This is a genomic window from Actinokineospora sp. NPDC051303, assembly GCF_055586285.1.
In genome coordinates, this window is sequence record NZ_JBVJIN010000068.1 from 1 (window position 1) to 20075 (window position 20075).

18 protein-coding genes and 1 pseudogene are annotated in these 20075 nt (G+C 70.5%); 8 read left to right on the forward strand and 11 right to left on the reverse strand.

Features of this window, described 5'->3' with window-relative positions; genetic code table 11:
* Positions 1-191: 191 nt before the first annotated feature.
* From ACZ6SD_RS29890 to ACZ6SD_RS29900, 3 genes are all read right to left on the reverse strand, one after another.
* The gene (locus ACZ6SD_RS29890) at positions 192-1565 is read right to left on the reverse strand and encodes an acyl-CoA carboxylase subunit beta (RefSeq protein WP_465320358.1); all 1374 of its coding nucleotides are present in this window, start codon (positions 1563-1565) and stop codon (positions 192-194) included.
* 79 nt (positions 1566-1644) lie between these two features.
* On the reverse strand, positions 1645-3636 hold the full coding sequence (locus tag ACZ6SD_RS29895) for an alpha/beta fold hydrolase (protein ID WP_465320359.1): 1992 nt from the start codon (positions 3634-3636) through the stop codon (positions 1645-1647).
* A complete protein-coding gene (locus ACZ6SD_RS29900) occupies positions 3629-4468 on the reverse strand; it encodes a 4'-phosphopantetheinyl transferase family protein (RefSeq protein WP_465320360.1) in 840 nt (279 codons plus the stop codon). The genes ACZ6SD_RS29895 and ACZ6SD_RS29900 overlap by 8 nt, the downstream gene beginning before the upstream one ends.
* 163 nt (positions 4469-4631) lie before the next feature.
* On the opposite strand from ACZ6SD_RS29900, the gene ACZ6SD_RS29905 reads away from it, so the two are divergent.
* Positions 4632-5039 carry a DUF3224 domain-containing protein gene (locus ACZ6SD_RS29905; RefSeq protein ID WP_465320361.1) on the forward strand — a complete coding sequence of 136 codons (408 nt, stop codon included), beginning with the start codon at positions 4632-4634 and terminating at the stop codon, positions 5037-5039.
* A 104-nt stretch (positions 5040-5143) separates the two neighbouring features.
* On the opposite strand, the gene ACZ6SD_RS29910 is transcribed toward ACZ6SD_RS29905, so the two are convergent.
* The gene (locus ACZ6SD_RS29910; RefSeq protein WP_465320362.1) at positions 5144-6397 is read right to left on the reverse strand and encodes a lipase family protein; all 1254 of its coding nucleotides are present in this window, start codon (positions 6395-6397) and stop codon (positions 5144-5146) included.
* A gap of 196 nt (positions 6398-6593) precedes the next feature.
* On the opposite strand from ACZ6SD_RS29910, the gene ACZ6SD_RS29915 reads away from it, so the two are divergent.
* The gene (locus ACZ6SD_RS29915; RefSeq protein ID WP_465320363.1) at positions 6594-7298 is read left to right on the forward strand and encodes a TetR/AcrR family transcriptional regulator; all 705 of its coding nucleotides are present in this window, start codon (positions 6594-6596) and stop codon (positions 7296-7298) included.
* A gap of 17 nt (positions 7299-7315) precedes the next feature.
* Here ACZ6SD_RS29915 and ACZ6SD_RS29920 read toward each other — a convergent pair whose 3' ends face one another.
* Positions 7316-7819 carry a hypothetical protein gene (locus ACZ6SD_RS29920; protein WP_465320364.1) on the reverse strand — a complete coding sequence of 168 codons (504 nt, stop codon included), beginning with the start codon at positions 7817-7819 and terminating at the stop codon, positions 7316-7318.
* Positions 7820-8095: 276 nt separating this feature from the next.
* Between ACZ6SD_RS29920 and ACZ6SD_RS29925 the strand changes: the two genes are divergently transcribed.
* Entirely contained in the window at positions 8096-8302 is a 207-nt protein-coding gene (locus ACZ6SD_RS29925) for a DUF5302 domain-containing protein (protein ID WP_465320365.1), read from the forward strand.
* Between the two features lie 6 nt (positions 8303-8308).
* Here the strand turns inward: ACZ6SD_RS29925 and ACZ6SD_RS29930 are convergent, their stop codons facing one another.
* The 5 genes from ACZ6SD_RS29930 to ACZ6SD_RS29950 form a co-directional block, all read right to left on the reverse strand.
* On the reverse strand, positions 8309-9667 hold the full coding sequence (locus tag ACZ6SD_RS29930; protein WP_465320366.1) for a WS/DGAT/MGAT family O-acyltransferase: 1359 nt from the start codon (positions 9665-9667) through the stop codon (positions 8309-8311).
* Between the two features lie 101 nt (positions 9668-9768).
* The gene (locus tag ACZ6SD_RS29935; RefSeq protein ID WP_465320367.1) at positions 9769-11250 is read right to left on the reverse strand and encodes a serine/threonine-protein kinase; all 1482 of its coding nucleotides are present in this window, start codon (positions 11248-11250) and stop codon (positions 9769-9771) included.
* Between the two features lie 124 nt (positions 11251-11374).
* The gene (locus ACZ6SD_RS29940; protein WP_465320368.1) at positions 11375-11590 is read right to left on the reverse strand and encodes a hypothetical protein; all 216 of its coding nucleotides are present in this window, start codon (positions 11588-11590) and stop codon (positions 11375-11377) included.
* Between the two features lie 161 nt (positions 11591-11751).
* Positions 11752-11961, reverse strand: coding sequence for a DUF397 domain-containing protein (locus tag ACZ6SD_RS29945; RefSeq protein WP_091455255.1), 210 nt, complete (start codon positions 11959-11961; stop codon positions 11752-11754).
* A complete protein-coding gene (locus ACZ6SD_RS29950; RefSeq protein ID WP_465320369.1) occupies positions 11961-12839 on the reverse strand; it encodes a helix-turn-helix domain-containing protein in 879 nt (292 codons plus the stop codon). The genes ACZ6SD_RS29945 and ACZ6SD_RS29950 overlap by 1 nt, the downstream gene beginning before the upstream one ends.
* Before the next feature lie 658 nt (positions 12840-13497).
* Here ACZ6SD_RS29950 and ACZ6SD_RS29955 point away from each other — a divergent pair.
* Together ACZ6SD_RS29955 and ACZ6SD_RS29960 are read left to right on the forward strand one after the other, a co-directional pair.
* Positions 13498-14229: pseudogene (locus ACZ6SD_RS29955) on the forward strand (FAD-binding oxidoreductase); the annotation flags it as partial.
* 103 nt (positions 14230-14332) lie between these two features.
* On the forward strand, positions 14333-14950 hold the full coding sequence (locus tag ACZ6SD_RS29960) for a class I SAM-dependent DNA methyltransferase (protein ID WP_465320370.1): 618 nt from the start codon (positions 14333-14335) through the stop codon (positions 14948-14950).
* A 28-nt stretch (positions 14951-14978) separates the two neighbouring features.
* Here the strand turns inward: ACZ6SD_RS29960 and shbA are convergent, their stop codons facing one another.
* Positions 14979-15581, reverse strand: coding sequence for an RNA polymerase sigma factor ShbA (shbA, locus tag ACZ6SD_RS29965; protein WP_465320379.1), 603 nt, complete (start codon positions 15579-15581; stop codon positions 14979-14981).
* 764 nt (positions 15582-16345) lie between these two features.
* On the opposite strand from shbA, the gene ACZ6SD_RS29970 reads away from it, so the two are divergent.
* The 3 genes from ACZ6SD_RS29970 (at position 16346) to ACZ6SD_RS29980 (ending at position 20012) form a co-directional block, all read left to right on the forward strand.
* The gene (locus ACZ6SD_RS29970) at positions 16346-17323 is read left to right on the forward strand and encodes a D-2-hydroxyacid dehydrogenase (protein ID WP_465320371.1); all 978 of its coding nucleotides are present in this window, start codon (positions 16346-16348) and stop codon (positions 17321-17323) included.
* Positions 17324-17487: 164 nt separating this feature from the next.
* Positions 17488-18783: an acyl-CoA dehydrogenase family protein gene (locus ACZ6SD_RS29975; RefSeq protein WP_465320380.1), complete on the forward strand. Its 1296-nt coding sequence runs from the start codon at positions 17488-17490 to the stop codon at positions 18781-18783.
* Between the two features lie 23 nt (positions 18784-18806).
* A complete protein-coding gene (locus ACZ6SD_RS29980; RefSeq protein ID WP_465320372.1) occupies positions 18807-20012 on the forward strand; it encodes an acyl-CoA dehydrogenase family protein in 1206 nt (401 codons plus the stop codon).
* The last annotated feature ends 63 nt before the right edge of the window (positions 20013-20075 follow it).

The window sequence follows — 20075 nt, forward strand, 5'->3', positions numbered from 1 at the left end:
TCCGAGGACAACGGCACGTTCAACGCCACCAGGCGACACTCCGATCAGTCCCCATGATCATCCCACAGTGTCGCACCGACCGGTTGAGGCCAAGGCCCCAAAGAAACCACTCCACCCCATCGAGCAACCCCACACGAGCCAGCCACCCCGGGAACCAAAAACCCCACCGAGCAACCCCGCACAACCAGCCCTCACAACGGAATATTACCGTGCCACCCCCGCCGCTCCCCAGCCTCAATCAACGCAGCCGCAATACGCTTACGAGTCTCCATCGGCTCAATCACGTCATCCACAGCCCCGATCCGCAGCGCAGAATCCACCCCACCAGCAGACCGAAGCTGCTCAGCAACCAGCCGAGCCCGAACAGCCGACCGCTCAGCCTCAGGAGTAGCCGCGAGCGTCTTACGATGCAGCACATTCACCGCCGCCTCAGCCCCCATAACAGCCACCTCCGCAGTAGGCCAAGCGAGAACCGTATGCGCCCCCATCGACCGCGCGTTCATCGCCAAATACGCGCCCCCATAAGCCTTACGCGTGATAACCGTAACCCGAGGAACCGTAGCCTCAGCAAAAGCATGCAGCAACTTAGCCCCGCGCCGGACAACACCACCCCATTCCTGCCCCACCCCAGGAAGATAGCCAGGCACGTCAACCAACACAATCAACGGAATCCCAAAAGCATCACACATCCGCACAAACCGCGCCGCTTTCTCCCCGGAAGTCGCGTCCAGACAGCCACCCAACCGCAGCGGATTGTTCGCGACCACCCCAACCGTGCGCCCAGAGAACCGCCCCAGCGTCGTGTTGATGTTCGGCGCCCACCGGGGATGCAACTCGATTCCCGGCGCGTCCAACAGCGCGTCCACCAACGGTTTCACCGGATACGCCCGATTCGCCCGCTCCGGCAGGAAACCACCCAGGTCCACCGACTCGCCCAGCAGCCGGGCGTTCACGCATCCCGGCCGTCCCAACAGCGCCGCCAGTTCCCGGCCCACGCCTATCGCCGATTCGTCATCCGCCGTGGTCACGTGCACCACGCCGGACTTGCGGCCGTGCGCCTGAGCGCCGCCCAGTTGCTCCTGGTCGACCACTTCCCCTGTCACCGACCGGACAACCTCCGGGCCGGTCACGAACACCCGCCCGTTCGCGCTCATCACGACCACATCGGTCAGCGCGGGACCGTAGGCGGCGCCACCGGCGGCAGGGCCGAGCACTACCGAAATCTGCGGCACCCGCCCGGATGCCCGCACCATGGCGTGGAAGACCTTGCCCACGGCGTCCAGCGCCACCACGCCCTCAGCCAGCCGCGCGCCGCCGGAGTGCCACAGGCCGAGCACCGGAATCCCTTGCGTCACCGCGGCTTCGATCGCGTGGACGATGCGCCGACAGCCTTCTGTGCCCATCGCGCCGCCCATGCGGGTCGGGTCGGTGCAGTAGACGATCACCGGCTCGCCTTCGATCGTGCCGCGGGCGGTGAGCACGCCGCAGTCGTCCTGCGGTTGCAGCAGCCGGATATGCCCGGGGTCGAGCAGGGTGTGGACGCGGGTGAGTGGGTCACGGGTCACGGCGACTCCTCTGTCGAAGGGGCGCGGGACATTCACTGTCCGCCGCGCGAACCTTGTCCAGTAGGCAAAACTGCGCAGGTCAGCGCACTTCCAGCAGGTCCGACCAGCGCAGCCCGGCGAGGTCGTCGCGCGGGTGCCCGCGCAGGAAGCCGTCCACCAGCGCGGCGACGAGGTCGGGTCGGTCATGCATCACGTAGTGGGTGGCGCCGTCGATCTGGACGTGCTGGGCGTTCGGGAACGCCGCCGCGGACTGCCGGAACCGCTCCGGGGAGGCCACGGTGTCGAACTCCGCGCCGATGAACAGCATCGGGGTCGTGACGGACTCGGCGTCGGCGATGCTGTCGTGCGCCCAGAAGTCCAGCAATTGCCGCGCGTAGTTCACCAGCGTGGCCGGGGACCGGAACGGGTGCCGCAGGTCCTCGGCGAGGGCGCGGTTCGCCAGCGACAGCACGCGTTCGGCGAGCCGGTGCGGGTCGGCTTCGTCGACAGGGTCGAACTCCTCCCGCAGCCCGAACATGCGCAGCATCGACTTCGCCAGGTGCGGCTGGCCGCCGACCATGCGGCACAGCGCCTCAAGGTTGCGCTCGTAGGGCGTGTCCGGGTCCCCCGTGCGCCCGCTGGCGCGGAAAGAACCGTTGAGCAGCACCATCGACCGCACCGCGGACGGCCGCCGCCGGGCGAACTCCACCGCCACCTTCGGGCCCGTGCACCAGCCGAGCAGGTCGCACGCGTCGACGCGCTCGTGGCGCAGCACCTCGATCAGGTCGTTGACCTGGTCGGGAAGCAGCACCGACACCGGCGAGTCCGTGCCGCGCGGCTCCCACAGGATCACCCGGTAACGGTCGGCGAGCCGGTCCACCACCCGGTACCAGAACCCGGTGCCCTGGCCGAGCGCGTTGAGGATGACCAGCACCGGGCCGTCGGCGCCCGCGACCTCGTAGGTCAGCGGGGCGCCGTGCGCGTCGATGGTGCGCCGCCGCATACCCATCCTGGTCTCGGCGACGTGCCGGGCGGCGGCGCGGGCGGCGAGGTCTTGGCCGCGCCGCATCCGGCGCAGCAGGTCGGGGCCCACCTGGCTTTCCGGACCGCAGCGCTCGGCGTGGTCGAAGGTGGTGCGGGCGCTGAGGAACTCGGTGAACGCGCCCAGCCGGGCCGTGAAAAGCCGGTCCACGGCGGTCAACTCGTCCGGGTCCGCGACGGCCGAGATCGGAATGTCATAGGCCGCGCCGATCTGGTCGACCAGCTTCTCCACGCTCACGTTCGACGGCGCCACCACATGGCGCACCACCCCCTGCGGCTCGCTGTATCCCAGACACAGCAACGCTTCCGCCGCCTCGCCGACCTCGATCAGGCCGAGGCTGCCGCCCGGACGGGCGGGCCAGCGCAGCGGCTGGTGCTCGAAGTACTCCGGCAGCCGCTCGCGCACCTCGCGCACCAGGTCGTGCAGGGCGCCGAACAGCGGCGCCGCGCCTTCACGCGGAAACCCGGTCAGCCCAAGGCTCTCGCCGACGACCAGGCCCGTGCGGAACGTCCGGTGCGCCACCCCCGCCGCCGCGCACGCGCTGACCACTTCCCGCTCCATCGCCGTGTACTGGGCGGAAACCTCGTCCCCGAGCCCGTCATCGACGTCCCAGGGGACCTCCGCGACGTGCCCCGCGTCCAGTCCGGCCGCGTACACCGACCCCACCTGGTTCAGCTCGCGCACGCCCAGTGGCCCCAACTCGTCCAGCAGCCTGCGCGTGCCGACGAGATCAGCCGCCGCGACCTGCTCACCGCCCACCCACGGCGTTCCGGTCAGACACCACACCTCTTCGATGCGCCACCCCTCGGGTAACGCGCGGGCGAGGCCCTCGCCGTAGGGCAGGCAGCGCATCCGGCCGATGTCGGCCGCGCCACTGGACACAGTGGACCGCAGCACCCGCCGCACCGCCGCGACGAGGTCCGCGCCGCTGGGCTGGTCCGCGCCCCAGGGCGCGAACACGACGTAGTCGGCGGACGCGGACAGCCTGCGCGCGGCGAGATGCGCGCCGGTCAGGACGGCCGATCCGGTGATGAGCACGGTTCTAGTCATGGTTTTCAAACCTCCAACGCGCGAAGACCCCGGGAGTGTCCGATTCGGACGCCTCGGTGGGGGTCGGGTGGCGGATGACGCGCCGGTCCGGCGCCGCTCCGGTGCGCAGGGCGACCGCGAGGATGTGCCGGTCGGTCACCGGCCACTGGGCGAACTGCCAGTGCTCCGGGTCGTCGGCGGGGTCGTCGGCGCGCAGCCGGATCGGCCCGCTGTCCCAGTCGAAGCCGTGCCGCTCGAACGGGACCGACAGCCCGAGGCCGCGCGCCTTGCTGTAGGCCTCTTTCAGCGTCCAGTACCGGAAAAACCGGCCCCTGCGGGCGATGTCGGGCAGCCGGGCCAGGCTGGCGAACTCGGCGGGCGTGCAGATGTTGCGCGCCAGCAGGTCGACGTCGGTGTCCCGGTCGACCACCTCGACGTCGATTCCGCAGGCGATGCCCGAGGTGACCACGCAGGCGATGAGCCGGTCGGTGTGCGAGACGTTGAACCGCAGCGGCGGCAGCACGATCGGCCCGCGCACCTCCGGCCGGTCGTGCTCGGTGCGCCCGAAAACCCACTCCTCCGGGTGAATCTCGGGCGCGCACCAGCTCAACGCGGTTCGGGCCAACGCGTGCGCGGCGAGCGCGGTGTGCCGGTCCCGGTCGAACCGGCGGCGGCGCACGCGGGCGCGCTCGTCGTCGGACAGCAGTTCCCGGCACGCCGACACCAGGTCGGACATGGCCAGCGTGTGCGGGTCGAGGACCCAGACGTGCGCCTCGTCCGCCCCGATCACCGCGGCCGCGGCTTCAGTCCGGCTCGGTCGGCTCGGTCGGTCTTGCCCCGGGGGAATCGGCATCGCGCCGCCTTCGACGAGTCGGGCACACATTCGACCCCCCGATGCTGCGGCCCCGCCGGGCCCGGCGCCGCTCAACTTTGAGCGGCCCGGCGACCGCGCGCGGTGACACGCTGGACTGGCTATGGTGGCGGCCGAAAAACCTCAAGCCACAGGGAGTCCAACCGTGCCAACCGCGAGAAGCCAGTTCGACCTCGACGTCTGGGAAGAGGCGGACGAGCCCTTCCGGGTCACCGAAGGCGCGAAACTGCTGCACGGCAAGTCATCGCGCCTGTTCGCGGGCGGCGACATCGACGGCCGCGGCCACACCGAGATGATCATGGCGCAGACCACGGAGGAGAAGTCGGCCACATACGTCGGCATCGAGTACTTCGAGGGCACGGTGCACGGCAAGAAGGGCAGCTTCGTCCTTTCCCACAGCTCCAGCCAGGACCGCGGCGAACTCAGCTCCCGCTACTTCGTGGTCCCCGGCTCCGCGACCGGTGAGCTCAAGGGGATGCGCGGCACAGCCACCATCACCATCACCCCGGAGAAGGAGCACTTCTTCGAGCTGGAGTACGAGCTTCCCGCCTGAAAACCCGGCATCTCCAGCGCGGCGGCCCACCGACGGCGAAGGGCCCCTTCCCGGCGTCCAGCGCCAGGAAAGGGCCCCACACCCATGACGGTGTGCTCAGGCGATCAGAACTTGCCGCAGTTGCCCGTGCCCGCCTGCCCGGTGAACGCGCTCTTGAGGAAGGCGGTCGCGTCGCCGGACGCCGACATCATGCCCATGGCGTGGGAGAGGATCGGCGAGAAGGAAATCAGGTCCTTCCACTGGACGTTCGCGCCCTTGCCGCACCAGTCCTTGGCCATCTGCTTGCCAACGGCGACCGGGATCACGTCGTCCATCGCCCCGTGCTGGACCATGACCGGCATGGCGGGCTTGATGGTGCCGAGCCGGTTCTCCGCGATGATCGCGTCGAACGGCGCCTGGGAAAGGTACGCCGACACCGGTTTGCCTTCCTTGGTCAGCGAACTCGTCTGCTTGCCCATGAACTGGAAGACCGCGTTCAGCGTGCAGGTCTTGCGGGCCTGGAGGAACAGGTCGGCGCCAGCCTGGTTGGCCAGGCCCATCATGTTGGCCTCGGGGTAGCCCTGGTTGATGCCGATCAGCGCGTAGCCCAGGAACGCGACGTACAGGCCGCCGTCCAGCGACTTGGCCAGCACGGCCTTGTCCGCGGGCGGCGCTCCGGAGTAGACGCCCTTGATGTCGAGTTCGGGCGCGTAGGTGGCGGCCAACTCGGCCGCGGACGCCGCGGCGGAGCCGCCCTCGGAGTAGCCCGCGATGCCCACCGGACCGTTGGCGGGCAGACCGGTTCCCGGCAGCCGCTGCGCCGCGCGGACCACGTCGAGCACGGTGTGCGCCTCAGCCAGCCGGTTCACGTACGGGTGCTCGCCGCTGCCCTGGACCCACGGCCCGATGTAGTCGGTCTGCGCCACCGCGAACCCGGCGTTGAGCAGCGCGCTGACGAAGCTGTTCTGGAAACCGGACACCAGGTCCGACGAGCCCTCGCCCGCCATGGTCTTCGACGGCGCGCACTGTTCGCCCATGCCGAAAGTGAACGGCGCGTAGGCCACGATCGGCCGCTCGCCGGGGCCGCTCCACGCGGTGTTCGGCACCAGGACCGTGCCGCTGACCGCGACCGGCTTGTCCTTGTTGTCCCGGGACAGGTACTGGATGCGGGTCGCCTTCGCGCCGTTGAACGTCGAGGGCTGGGACTTGATGATGTCGCCGTTCTGACCGGCGGGCAGGGAGGAGGGCGGGGTGTAGACCGAGGTCGAGTCGGCGGCGATCGCGGACGGGCCGCTCACCGCCGAGACCGCCACGGCGCCCGCGGCGACCAGCGTCGCGGACACGGTGGCGACCAGGCCACGACGAAGGGAAATGGGCATTCGGCAACTCCACACTGAGTCGGGACGTGAGGTCGACTGATCAGGTGGCCGATCGCGACAGCCCGTCGCGGTCAACGTCGGGATCGTGTGTCCCACACCATGCCCAGAATGGAATCGGATCGATCTTCCGAACGTCAATAAGAAACGACCGATCGGTCTCTAATTTATCCCAGAGTGAGTACCGTAGCCTGACGCCATGGTGGATTACGCCACAAACGCGCCGCCCGCGGCCAAACAACGCGACGGCCAGGCGGCCCAGAGCGTGCCGCGACGGCGCACCCAGCAGGAGCGCCGCGCGACGACGATCGGGCGGCTGATCGACGCGACGATCTCCACCATCGCCGACATCGGATACGCCAACGCCTCGCTCGGCGTGATCTGCGAACGCTCCGGCGTGTCCCGCGGCGGGCTGTTCCGGCACTTCGACTCCCGGCTCGACCTGATGGTCGCCACCGCGGCCGAGGTCGGCAGGCGGCACATCGCCCAAGCCCGGCGGCAACTGGCCGACCTGCGCGAGCCGACGCTTCTCGACGCGCTGCGGCTGATGCGCGGCCGCCACCGCAACCCGGAAAACGTCGTGTGGTTCGAGCTGATGGTGGCCGCCCGCACCGACCCGGACCTGCGCGTGCGGCTCAGCGAGACCGGCCGCCGGTTCTTCGCCGAGATCATCGAGGTCGCCCGCCTGATCCCGGGCAGCGAACTGTTCCCCGACGACGACCTTGAGATGCTGGTCAACACCCTGGAGCACATTTTCGACGGCGAGGCGATCCGCCGGGAAATCACCCCGGACCCGGTCGCGGAGGACCGCCGCCTAGAAGTGGTCGCCGAGTTCGCCGAGTTCCTTATCCACCGCCGAACCAACACCACTCAGCCCAGCGACTCACCGTCCACAACGGACTAACCGAGAGTCGTCTGAAATCAGTCCGCGCACCGGCGGGGGCGGACCGGGCGGGGGACCCGGGTCATCGCCCGGACCCGGCGGGTCCTGCCGTGCACGGCGAGCAGGGCCAGCAGATCGCCGTCGACCTCGGCGGCCAGCTTGCGCTGGGCCCAGTCCGACGCGGCCAGCACGGCGTTCTCGGAAACGGGCTTGCCCGCCAGGGCGTCGCACAGCAGGCACCACTCGTCCAGGCGGGAGCGGACGAACTCGACGTGGGCGACGGCGGGGCGGACGTGCTCGGCCCAGCGCACGAAGTCCGGCAGGGTCTTGCCCCGGTCGTCGATGCGGGCGACCGCGGCGGCCACCGCCATCGCGTGGTCGGGATCGCGCAGGACGACCTCAAGGAAGGCGCGGTCGTCGGCCGGGTCGGCCGCCCGGTACAGCTCGAACCGCAGGTGCTCGTCGGCGGCGAGCGCGCGGAAGTCCAGATCCGACCGGCCTGCCAGGTCCGCGACCAAAGCGATGTGGTCTAGCAAATTCACCGTTCTCCTCCGCCCAAAAGGGTAATGGGCGGCCTCCGGGCACGATCATCACGCACCCCGTCGGCACTAGGCTCGCGGCACTGGCGTCCCGCCGCCGCGCACGACGGTCTGGGCCGTCACTAGCTGGCATGGGCCGACGGGCTCGCGGCGCGCGCCGAGACGCCGCGATAGGCTGTGTGGACGACGGGTGGGGGACCGGCGCGAAATCGAGTCGACCATCGCCGTAGGCCCGTGCGAGGCTGGCCCCACCATTCACTTTCGACGTGGAGGTCCGCTGTGTCCCATCAGCCCGATCAGCCCGAGCAGCCTGAACCTGAGGACGCCGCGGAACCCCAGGACCTCAAGAGCCGCTTCCGCGAGGCGCTCGCCCGCAAGCAGGCCCTGGCCAAGTCCGGCGAGGACCACGTGACCGGCGGGTCGAAGGTCCACGACGCGCACGGCAAGGTCGGCGGCAAGCGCCAGTTCCGACGCAAGAGCGGCTGAGGCCGCTCACGGCGTGAGCACCTGTTTCTCCAGGGCGCCCAGGGCCGTGTCCAGGTGGGTGAGCAGGCGCTGGAGATGGGGAACGCTGCGCCTGCACCCCGTCAGCCCGAACTCCAGCGAGCCCGCGTAGCTGGTGACGGTGATGTTGAGGGCCTGGCCCTCGTACGGCACCGACACGGGGTAGAGGCCCTGCATGCGCGCGCCGTTCCAGTACAGCGGCGTCCGCGGGCCCGGCACGTTGCTGATCAGCACGTTGAACGCGGGCGGCGCGATCCGCACCGCGCCGGGCAGCAGGGCCACCGCGAGCGGGGCCAGCGGGATGGCGCTCAGCGCGGTGATCTGCAGTGGGCTCATGCCCTGGTAAAACGCCTTGCCTCGGCGGGTGGACGCGGCGATCGCGCGCAGCCGCTCGGCGGGCTCGGCCAAGTCGGTCGCGAGGGTCGCCAGGATCAGCCCGACAGCGTTGCCACCAGTGCCGTCGCTGTCCCGGCGCAGTGAGATCGGCACGGCGGCGACCAGCGGCTTGTCCGGCAGCGCGCCCAGTTCCAGCAGGTACTGCCGCAGCGCGCCCGCGCACATGGCGAGCACGACGTCGTTGACGGTCGTGCCGGTGGCCGCGCCGATGGCCCGCACCCGCTCCAGCGGCCACCCCTGCGCGGCGAAGCGGCGGGCCCCGGTGATGGGCACGTTGAACATCGTCTTCGGCGCCTCGAACGGCAGCGTCGCCGACTGCTCCCGGAACATCTGGTTGACGTACTTCGCCATGACCGGGCCCATGCCCGCCAGGTCCCGCACGGCGTGCGCCACGGTCGCGAGCCGGTGCGCGGGCGACGCGGCGGAACGGGTGTCGCCCGGCCGGGGCGCCCACGGCGGGCGCATCGCGCGCTCGTCCGGGTCGGTGGACAGCGACCGTCGCAGCATGCGCAGCGCGGACACGCCGTCGAGCAGCGCGTGGTGCACCTTGGTGTAGACCGCGAACCGGTTGCCCTGCAAGCCTTCCACGAGGTGGGTCTCCCACAGCGGCCGGTGCCGGTCGAGCAGCGAGCCGTGCAGCCGCGACACCAGTTCCAGCAGTTCCCGCACCCGGCCCGGGGCGGGCAGGGCGGACAGGCGCAGGTGGTATTCGAGGTCGAGCCGGTCGTCGTCGGTCCACGCCCACTGGCCGAGGCTGCCGATCGGCCCGCGCAGCCGCCGCCGAAACAGCCCGGCGACGGAGTGGGTGAGCAGGTCGCGGTGCAGGCCGCCGACGTACTCCTGCCCGGCGCCGTCGGGCAGCTCGAACAGCTGCAGACCGCCCACGTGCAGCGGATGCTCCCGGGACTCGCCGAGCAGGAAAACGGAGTCCGTCACGGGCATCATCGGCATGGTGGTCCTCCTTGACCCCGGGAAGGCCCCCACGCTGCCATCTGCCCGCTGTTCCCGCAATCAGTCCCAGGTGGAACGTCCCGGGTGGACGCGGGCGGCGGTTACCGGGAGTCGGAGTCGATGAGGTACTGCCCGCCGACCCGGATCACCTTCACGGTCTTCTTCGCGGTGACCTCGCCCGCCGCGGACTTCACCGTCACGTCGAGGGGGACGTTGACCGAGCCGTCCGGGTTGGGCGTGACGCCGTTGGCGTTGCGGGAGCTGATGTAGTCGTACTGGCCCCAGTACGCGGCGAACCCGGCGAAGTCGCCGAAGACCGCCTTGCCGTTGGGGCCGAGCAGCTCCCACCGCTGTTCGGGCGACTGGTCGCTGCCGTAGTACCTGACCACGTGCAGGCCAGCCTCGCTGTAGACGGTGACCTTCTCGGTCGCCGCGGGCGTGGTCGTCGTGACCGATTGCCTGCTCGCCTCGGGCTCCTGGCTCACCGTGACCACGGAGGTGACCGTGCTCGGCTGCTGGGCCCCCGGCTGCTCGCCCGCGTTGGCGATCACCAGGGTCAGCGCCGCGGCCAGGACCAGCACGCCAGCGAGGGCGGCGACCAGCAGACCGCGGCGCGGCGCCGGGGCGGGCGCGGCGGTCCGGTGCGGCACGGTGACCGACTCCGCGCGCGGCCGGGCGGCCTGGAGCGTCGGCGCGACCGCGGCGCGGCCGGGGACCGTGCGCTGCTCGAACACCGGCGCCCGCGTCGGGATGGGCATCGGCGCCGTGGGCAGCGCCAGCACGCTCGCGGCCTCGTCCATGGTGGGCCGGTCGGCCGGGTCGGCGCGCAGCAGCGACATCAGCGCGGGCGTGATCGGGCCCGCGTTGCGCGGCGGCGCGACGTTGCCCGAGGCCACCGCGTGCAGCAGCGCCAGCGGGTTGGGGTTCAGGCCGAACGGCGGTTTGCCCTCGACGGCGTGGTAGAGCGTGGCACCAAGGGAGAACACGTCCGAGGCGTGGCTGGGGTCCTGGCCGCGGGCGATCTCGGGGGCGAGGTAGGCGGGGGTGCCCGCGAGCATCCCGGTCTCGGTGATGGTGCCGTCGTCGATAGCCCGGGAGATCCCGAAGTCGGTGATCTTCACCGTGCCCTTGTCGTCCAGCAGGATGTTGCCCGGCTTGACGTCGCGGTGCACGATGCCCGCCGCGTGCGCCGCGGCCAGCGCCGCGGCGACCTGCGAGCCGATCGCGGCCACCTGCTCCGGCGGCAGCGTGCCCTGCTCGGCCAGGACAGCGGACAGGCTGCGCGAGGGCAGGAACTCCATCACCAGGCACGGGTCGCCGTCGTGCTCGGCGACGTCGAGCATCGCGATGGCGTTGCGGTGCTGCAACCGCGCCGCGATCCGCGCCTCGCGCATGGCGCGTCTGCGCGCCTCCTCGGTCTGCGCCGAGGACAGCCCCGGCCGGATGATCAGCCGCTTGATCGCGATGACGCGTTCGAGGCGCTCGTCCCTGGCTCGCCAGACGACGCCCATGGCGCCGCTGCCGATGGTGTCCAGCAGCCGATACCGATTGGCGACCAACTGACCAGCTTCGATGACGGGCACTCCTCGCGTGTGGGGACCGGCGGTCCCGGCGGCAGTGTCCGAGAGTAGCGAACCGGCCCGACGCGTCCGCCATTCGTCCTCCGGCCCGCGAGCGGAAATCCGGGCGGGGACAGGGGAATCCGCCTCAGCGGCGGGCGGCGTCGAAGCGGCCGAGCTTGATCTGGGCGAGGAAGGCCGCTGGCGAGGGCAGGCTGAGCACGCCGCCGTGGCCGTCGCCGATCAGCAGCGCCGCCGACTCGGCTGGCACGGCGATCTCCACGCACGCGCCGGTGGTGCACAGGGTGCTACGGCGGAACCGGGCCGACCCGCCGCGCGGCTCCCGCATGAACGGCTCTGACATGGTCCCGCCTCCTGACAATCGCGCATACCGGCCGCAGTGAGGTCTCACTGGGCCGGTCCCCCGGTCACACGACGTCGAGCAACCCGCGATCAAGGTTACCGGACTGTTACACGGCACGCCAGAGCCGCCGCGACCGCGGCGGCTCCGGCAGGCCAGGAAGGTCAGCGGTCGAGCAGCGCGCCCGGGACGAGGTCGAACTCGCCGTTCTTCACACCGGCGGTGAAGGCGACCCACTCCTGCGGGGTGTAGGTGTGCGGTGCGACCGAGAGATCCTTCGAGTCCCGCAGTGACACGTCGCCGTTGTCGAGAACGGCGACCTGGACGCAGGCTCCGGTCGAGCAGAAGCTGCTCTGCCGGTAGTTGATTCTCATTAGTGTTGCTCTTCCTTTGTCGTGTAGTGGTCGATCATCGACTGGATCAGGGCCGCGCTCTCGGCGACGTCGAGGCATTTGCGGCCGAGCTCGTCGAAGATCCGGGTGTAGCGGACGATGTCGCTGTCCTGTTCCAGCCAGCGGTCGCCCGCGCTGAGCTCGATGTGGACCGCGTTGCGGTCGTACTCGCTCTCGAAGGTGAACACCACGAACGTGCACTGAATCGCCAGATCGGGTCCCGCCGCGAACGGATAGACCCGAAGGGAGACGTTGCCGCGCTCGGCGACCTCCAGCAGCGCCCGCAGCTGACCCGCCATGACCCTCGGCGAGCCGACCACCCGGTGCAGGGTCGCCTCGTCGAGGATGATGTTGATCCGCGGCGGGTCCGCGCGCGCGGCCAGGAACTCCTGCCTGCCCAGCCGCAGCCGCAACCGCTTCTCCAGCTCCGCGTCGCCGTCGCGCGGCGCCAACGCGCGCAGCAGCGCCCGCGCGTAGTCCTCGGTCTGGATCAGCGCTGGCACGACGGACTGGACGTAGTGGCGGATGTTGGACGCCTCGGACTCCAGCGAGATGAACGTGTCCATGTTGCTGGAGACCACGTCCGAGAGGTCCTGCCACCACGCCTGTCTGCGCCCCTCGCCCGCGAGCCGGACGAGTTGGTCGCGCTGCTTCTGGTCGTCAACCTGGTAGAGGTCGAGGAGATCGCGGACGTCGCGCGCTTTGGGCACGCCCTGCCCGGTCTCCAGCCTGCTGATCTTGGACGCCGAGCACTCCAGGTGCTGGGCGGCGTCTTCGAGGTGCAGGCCCGCCTGCTCGCGCAGCTTGCGCAGTTCGAGGCCCAAGCGGCGCCGGGGGATCAGCGGCCCCTGGGACGGCATGACCCCTCCTCACCCGACTCGACCCGGTTCCGCAATTGCCGAACGGGTTTGCCCGGCGGCGCTTGCGCGAGAAGGTACCAGCACCGCCACCAGGCCGCTGACCTGCCGCGAAGCACTCCACGATCGTGGTTTCGACGGTGTTTTTGGGGCATATTGATCACGGTCCGAAGCTGATCCACTCGCCCATTCAGTCGATCTTGGTTCATTCGAGTACGCCCCATCGGGTCTGTCTATGCAATTGCACAGTGAGGTTGCTGGCTGCCCTTGCTGTGGCTCAGTCCGCGCGAGCGGTCACGGCGTCAACTGGCGCCAGGAGCGGGGTCCGGGATCGGCGCGGGGAGGTCATGCCTAATGATCACGAGCGGAACCGGATGCGGGGCACGCGCCCCACTCGTCGCCGCGTCGACCGCCGCCCGCGCGCACCGCTCGGTCGACGGGACCACCGGACCACTCGCCCCCATGCCAGCCGCCCCCATGTCGATCACCACGGCGGCGGCTGCCCCGGCGCCGAGCCGCCCACCATTGATCACTACCGCACTTACCCCCATGCCCACCACGTCGGACGCCTCACCCCCGCCCTGCGCGCCGGTTCACGGGTTCCCCCTACCCGTCCCGGCACGGGATGATCGGGTGGGGACCGAGGCGTGGGAGGCCGCTGATGACCGAGCCGACAGCAGCGACAGCACTGACAGCGCACCCACTGCGGGTGGCCGAGGTGATCGCGGAGACGCCGGACGCGCGGTCGGTGGTCTTCGAGGAGGCGTTCGACTACCGGCCGGGGCAGTTCCTCACCCTGCGGGTGCCCAGCGACCGCACCGGGTCGGTGGCGCGCTGCTACTCGCTGTCGAGTTCGCCGCACACCGGGGAGCCCTTGCAGGTGACGGTGAAGCGGACCGCGGGCGGGTACGCGTCGAACTGGGTGTGCGACAACGTCGCCCCCGGCGATGTGCTGGCGGCGCTGCCGCCGTCGGGGCTGTTCACGCCGCGGTCGCTGGACGCCGACCTGCTGCTGTTCGCGGGCGGCTCGGGGATCACGCCGGTGATCTCGATCGTCAAGTCCGCGCTGCTGCGCGGCACGGGCGAGGTCGTGCTGGTCTACGCGAACCGCGACGCCGAGTCGGTGATCTTCGCCGAGCGGCTGGCCGGGCTCGCCGCCGAGCACCCGCGGCGGCTGAGCGTGACGCACTGGCTGGAGTCCGAGCGGGGCCTGCCGACCGTGGCCGACCTGGTCGCCCTGGCGGGCCCGCACGCCGACCACGACGCGTTCACCTGCGGGCCAGCGCCGTTCATGGCCGCGGTGACCGACGCGCTCAAGGCGCTGGAGTTCCCCCGCGAGCGCCGCCGCCAGGAGCGGTTCGCCTCGCTGGCGGCGAACGTGTTCGAGCGCGCCGTGACCAGCCCCTGACGCGAGTCGGCAAGATCTCATTCCCGGCCGGGTGTGTAGCCCGTTCGGCCACTGGACCGATGCAGGCCGCCCCGGCATGCTGGTCCGCGTGGCTACCGAGAACCCAGCGCCCGCGTTCGACCTGATCGGCAAGCGGTACGACGAGTCGTTCGTCGAACGCGACGTGCAGATCGCCGAGACCGCGTGGCTGATCGAGCACCTGCCCCCCGGCGCCCGGGTGCTCGACCTCGGCTGCGGCAGCGGCCTGCCTACCACCAAGCAGTTGCTCGACGCCGGGCTGGAGGTCGTCGGGATCGATGAGTCGACCGTCATGCTCGACCTGGCCCGCCAGCAGGCCCCCGGAGCCACCTACCTGCACGGCGACCTGAGGGACCTCGCCAAGCTGGGCGAGTTCGACGCGGCGGTGGCGTTCTTCGCGCTGCTGATGCTGTCCAAGGCCGACATCGAGGCCACCCTGCGCTCGATCCGGACCGCTCTGCGCGGGCCGGGGCTGCTGGTGCTCAGCATGGTGCAGGGCGACTTCGACACGTTCCCGGTGAACTTCCTCGGCTCGCCGACCACGGTCTCGGCGTACCCGCCCGAGCAGCTCAAGCAGGTCGTCGCGGACGCCGGGTTCACCGATGTGGCGCTGCGGGAGTTCGAGGCCGAGGCGGAGCCGGGCCGGATCGAGGTCCAGCTCTACCTGCGGGCCAAGAAAGCGGATTAGGCCGGTCGAACCGGGGCCGCGGCGGCGCTCAGAGCCACTCGCTGGCCGAGAGCCCGCCGCGCAGCCGGTTCAGCGCGCGGTGCTGGGCCACGCGGACGGCGGTGGCGGTCAGGCCGATCGCCGCGGCGGTCTCCTGCGCGGACAGGCCGACGACCAGGCGCAGCACCAGGATCTCGCGCTGGCGCGGGGCGAGGGTGTCGAGAAGCTTGACCAGGCGGGTACGCATCTCGCCGCGCAGGGTGATCTGCTCGGGGCCCAGGCCGTGGTCGATGGTGTCCGGCACGTCGGCGACCGGCTCGGAGCGGTCACGGCCGGAGCGGCGGTAGTAGTCGGCGACTTTGTGCGAGGCGATGCCGTAGACGAACGGCAGGAACGACTCGCGGTCGTCGGAGTAGCGGGGCAGCGCGCCGAGGACGGCGAGCAGGATCTCTTGGGCCACGTCGTCGGCGTTGGAGAACGCCGAGCCGGTGCGCCCGATCCGAGCCCGGCAGTAGCGGATGATCGCCGGGTTGATCCAGGCGAACAGGGTGCCGATCGCCTCCTGGTCGCCCTTGAGCGAGGCTTCCACGAGTTCGTGGAAGGCGGCGCTCTTGAGCCGCGCGAAAACGGCGTCCGTGCTCTGGGGCCGCACGGCAGGCCGCGCGGTCTCTTCCAGGGCGCCGGACGCGGGCGAGGAAGCTGTCGAACTCACTTGGGGCCCCCACACACTTAGCCACACACCGATTGGGGAGGTGCGCCGTCCGGGATCGAGTCGGCGCGGTGTCCCGGCTCATCGCTCCCCCCGACACCTGACCGTCGGATTCGATGATGGCCCTGACGGAGAGTGATGCTAGCCGGGGGAAGGTCTGCGCACCAGGGGTATCTCTGCTGCATACGGGGGATGTTTTCGTATTCAACCTCACAGCGACAAGGGTCCAACGGCCCTAGGGCGAGCACCCCTAGATCAACTCACCCCGGCGCCGCCACCCCGGCGCGTTGCGCCGTTCAGAGCAAGCCACCCCCGTCGCCCGACCAGGAACCCGCAGGTGGGAGCCTGCGACGCGACGGCGGCGACGGCGTGGCGCCGCCCATGGAGGACACTGGCGGCACGCCCCGGACCTCGGACCGATCGCCGGAATCCGCGACCGAACCGGACGGAGCCCGCACGTTGCTCCGAACGGGGATGCCGCGACCCGTTCGGCGCACCACTCGCTCTACTCTGAGGAGAAAACCAGGCCGGAAAGTTCACCACAGCGCCACTCCCGCGCTTCTTTCCGGTGCTTTCCGAAGTCTGGGAAACACCTTTCCGCTATCTGGTTAAGCCCAGGCCCAGCGCTCGTCCGACACCGGTTTGACACCGCCGGGAACGGTTCTTAGCGTTGCCTGCGCTTGTCCGGCTCGGCCACCCGAACGGGGATGCATTCCGCGATGGACACCCGCCCACGACCGCGCGTCGTGGTCCTGCACGGCGCCGACCGTCCACCCGCGATGGCGCCAGTGGAGGGTCGGGCCGAAATCCGCTACACCACAGCCGATCGGCTCCGCGCCGCGCTCGACGGCGCCGACGTGGTGTTCGTCTGGGACCGGCGCTCCACCGCGCTCGCCCACGTCTGGCAGGCCGCGCACGCCGTGCGGTGGGTGCACACCGCCAGCGCGGGGGCGGGCACTCTGCTGTTTCCCGAGTTGCGGGATAGCGACGTCGCGCTGACCAGTTCGCGTGGCGTCTATGACGAGCCGATGGCCGAATACGTGTTGGCCCTCGTGCTGGCCTTCGCCAAGGACCTCGCCACGACCCTGCGCCACCAGCAGCGGCGCAAGTGGCAGCACCGGGAGACCGAGCGGCTGTCCGGCTCGCGCGCGCTGATCGTCGGCACCGGCCCGATCGGGCGGGCGATCGGGCGCAAGCTCGCCGCGGCCGGGGTGCGGGTGTCCGCGGTCGGCCGGGTGGCCCGCCGCGGCGACCCGGACCTGGGCGACATCACGCCGATGGCCGACCTGCGCTCGGTCCTGCCCGACGCCGACTGGGTCGTGCTCGCCGCGCCGCTGACGCCGGAGACGACCGGGTTGATCGACGCCGGGATGCTGCGTGCCATGCGCCGGTCGGCCCGCCTGATCAACATCGGCCGCGGCGGGCTGGTCGCGCAGTCCGATCTGGTCGACGCGCTCGACGCGGGCGAGATCGCGGGCGCGGCGTTCGACGTGTTCGCCGACGAGCCGCTGGCACCGTCCTCGACGCTGTGGGGGATGCCCAACGTGCTGATCTCCCCGCACATGTCCGGCGACGTCGCGGGCTGGCGGGAGGAGTTGGTCCGCCGGTTCCAGGACAACCTCGACCGCTATATCGAGGGAAAACCACTGCTCGACCTGGTCGACAAGCGGCGGGCCACCAGGTAGCGCGCACTAGGCCACACAGGCCCTAAGTGACCCGGGCCACAGGAGTCGATCTGGCGCGCTTGCTACTCTAGAGTAGGTAAGCACGATTCAACGGTCCGAGACGAGGTGGGAGCACCATGGCGGGGAATGACGGAGCAGGCGTGCGGCAGCCCAGGCGCGATGCCATGGGTTCGGCGCTCGCCGTGCTGAACCGGTTGGCGAGCACGGCGGTGCTCGACCGGTTCGGCCTGCGCAAGCCGGTGGAGCGCGGGCTCTACGAAGCAACCCGCACCGGGTTCACCGCGGTCGGTGCGGCCAGCCGCACCTTCGCCTCGGCGACCAAGCTGGGCAAGCCCCAGCGGCTGCCGTCGGCGCCGCAGCGGGGTCTTTTCGACCTCACGCCCACCGAAGAGCAGCAGATGATCCGCGAGACGGTGGTGGACTTCGCCGCCGAGCAGCTGCGGCCCATCGCCGCCGACGCGGACGCCAAGTGCGACACCCCGCAGGGGCTGCTGTCGCTGGTCGCCGAACTCGGCGTCACCCTGGTCGGGGTGCCCGAGGAGCTCGGCGGCCTGGGCACCGAGCGGTCCTCGGTGACCAACGTCCTGGTCGCCGAGGCCATGGCGCACGGCGACATGGGCCTGGCCGTGGCGTGCCTCGCGCCGTCCGCGGTCAGCACCGCCCTGGTCCTGTGGGGCGACGAGACGCAGCAGGCCACTTACCTGCCCGCGTTCGTCGGCGACAACATCCCGGCCGCGGCGCTGGCCATCCAGGAGCCGCGCCCGCTGTTCGACCCGTTCACCCTCAAGACCAAGGCGTACCGCCGCGCGGGCGGCTTCGTCATCGAGGGCGTGAAGTCCCTGGTGCCGCGCGCGGCGCAGGCGGAGCTGTTCGTCGTCGCCGCCGACCTCGACGGCCGCGGCCCGGCGCTGTTCGTGGTCGAGTCCGGCTCGGCCGGGGTCACCATCGAGTCCGACCCGGCCATGGGCCTGCGCGCCGCTGGCATGGGCAAGCTGCGCCTGGACAAGGTCGCGCTGCCCGCGACCGCGCTGCTGGGCGAGGGCAAGTCCGATGTGTACACCGAGTGCGTGCGCCTGTCGCGGATCGCGTGGAGCGCGCTGGCGGTCGGCACGTCGCAGGCCGTGCTCGACTACGTGATCCCCTACGTCAACGAGCGGGTCGCCTTCGGCGAGCCGATCAGCCACCGGCAGGGCGTCGCGTTCAAGGTCGCCGACATCGGCATCGAGCTTGAGGGCATGCGCCTGCTCACCTACCGCGCGGCCAGCCGCGCCGAGCAGGGCAAGTCGTACGCGCGCGAGGCGGGTCTGGCCCGCCGCCTGTGCGCGGAGAAGGGAATGATGATCGGCAACGACGGCGTGCAGCTGTTGGGCGGTCACGGTTTCGTGAAGGAGCACCCGGTGGAGCGGTGGTACCGGGATCTGCGTGCGGTCGGGCTCGCTGAGGGCATCGTCCTCGTCTGAGGGCAAGGAAACAGGAGAAGACGATGATCAACCTCGAAATCCCGAAGAAGTTCGAGCAGCTCGTCGACCAGGCCCACCAGGCGGCGGCTGAGTTCTTCCGACCCAACTCGCGCAAGTACGACCAGGCCGAGCACACCTACCCCAAGGAGCTCGACATGCTGGCCGCGCTCCTCGACGGCCTGTCGGCCTCGGGTGGCGGCACCGGCGCGGGCGGCGTGCGCCGCGGCGAGAAGAAGGACAAGGAAGGCAACAAGAACGGCTCCAACCTCCAGCTCCTTCTCGGCACCATCGAGATGTGCTGGGGCGACGTTGGCCTGCTGCTGACCATGCCCCGCCAGGGCCTGGGCAACGCGGCCATCGCCTCGGTCGCCAACGACGAGCAGCTTGAGCGCTACAAGGGCAAGTGGGCCGCGATGGCCATCACCGAGCCCGACACCGGCTCGGACTCCGGCGCCATCCGCACCACCGCAGTCAAGGACGGCGACTACTACGTCCTCAACGGCGAGAAGATCTTCGTGACCTCCGGCGAACGCGCGGACTGCGTCGTCGTCTGGGCCACGTTGGACCGCTCGCTGGGCAAGGCCGCCATCAAGTCCTTCGTGGTCGACCGCGGCACCCCCGGCTTCGAGCTGGTGCGCCTTGAGCACAAGCTGGGCATCCGCGCGTCCGACACCGCGCACTTCCGCCTGGAGAACGTGCGCGTCCACAAGGACAACCTGCTCGGCAGCCCGGAAATCAACACCGAGCAGGGCTTCGCGGGGGTCATGCAGACCTTCGACAACACCCGCCCCCTGGTCGCCGCCATGGCCATCGGCGTCGCCCGCGCCGCCCTGGAGGAAACCCGCCGCATCCTGACCGAAGCAGGCGTCAAGATCGACTACGACCGCCCCGCCTTCACCCAGTCCGCGGCGGCCGCCACCTTCCTCCAGCTCGAAGCGGACTGGGAAGCGGCCTACCTGCTCGCCCTCGAAGCCGCCTGGATGGCCGACAACCGCCAGCCCAACTCCCTGCAGGCCAGCATGGCCAAGGCCAAGGCAGGCCGCTCCGGCTCAGACGTGACTCTGCGCTGCGTCGAACTGGCCGGTTCCCTCGGCTACAGCGAGAACTCCCTGCTGGAGAAGTGGGCCCGCGACTCGAAGATCCTGGACATCTTCGAGGGCACCCAGCAGATCCAGCAGCTCATCGTCGCGCGCCGCCTGCTGAACAAGTCGTCTTCGGAACTGAAGTAAGCAACGGCAACAGTCAAGCAGTGCCCCCCGGTCCCTAGCGGACCGGGGGGCACTGCTTTCCGC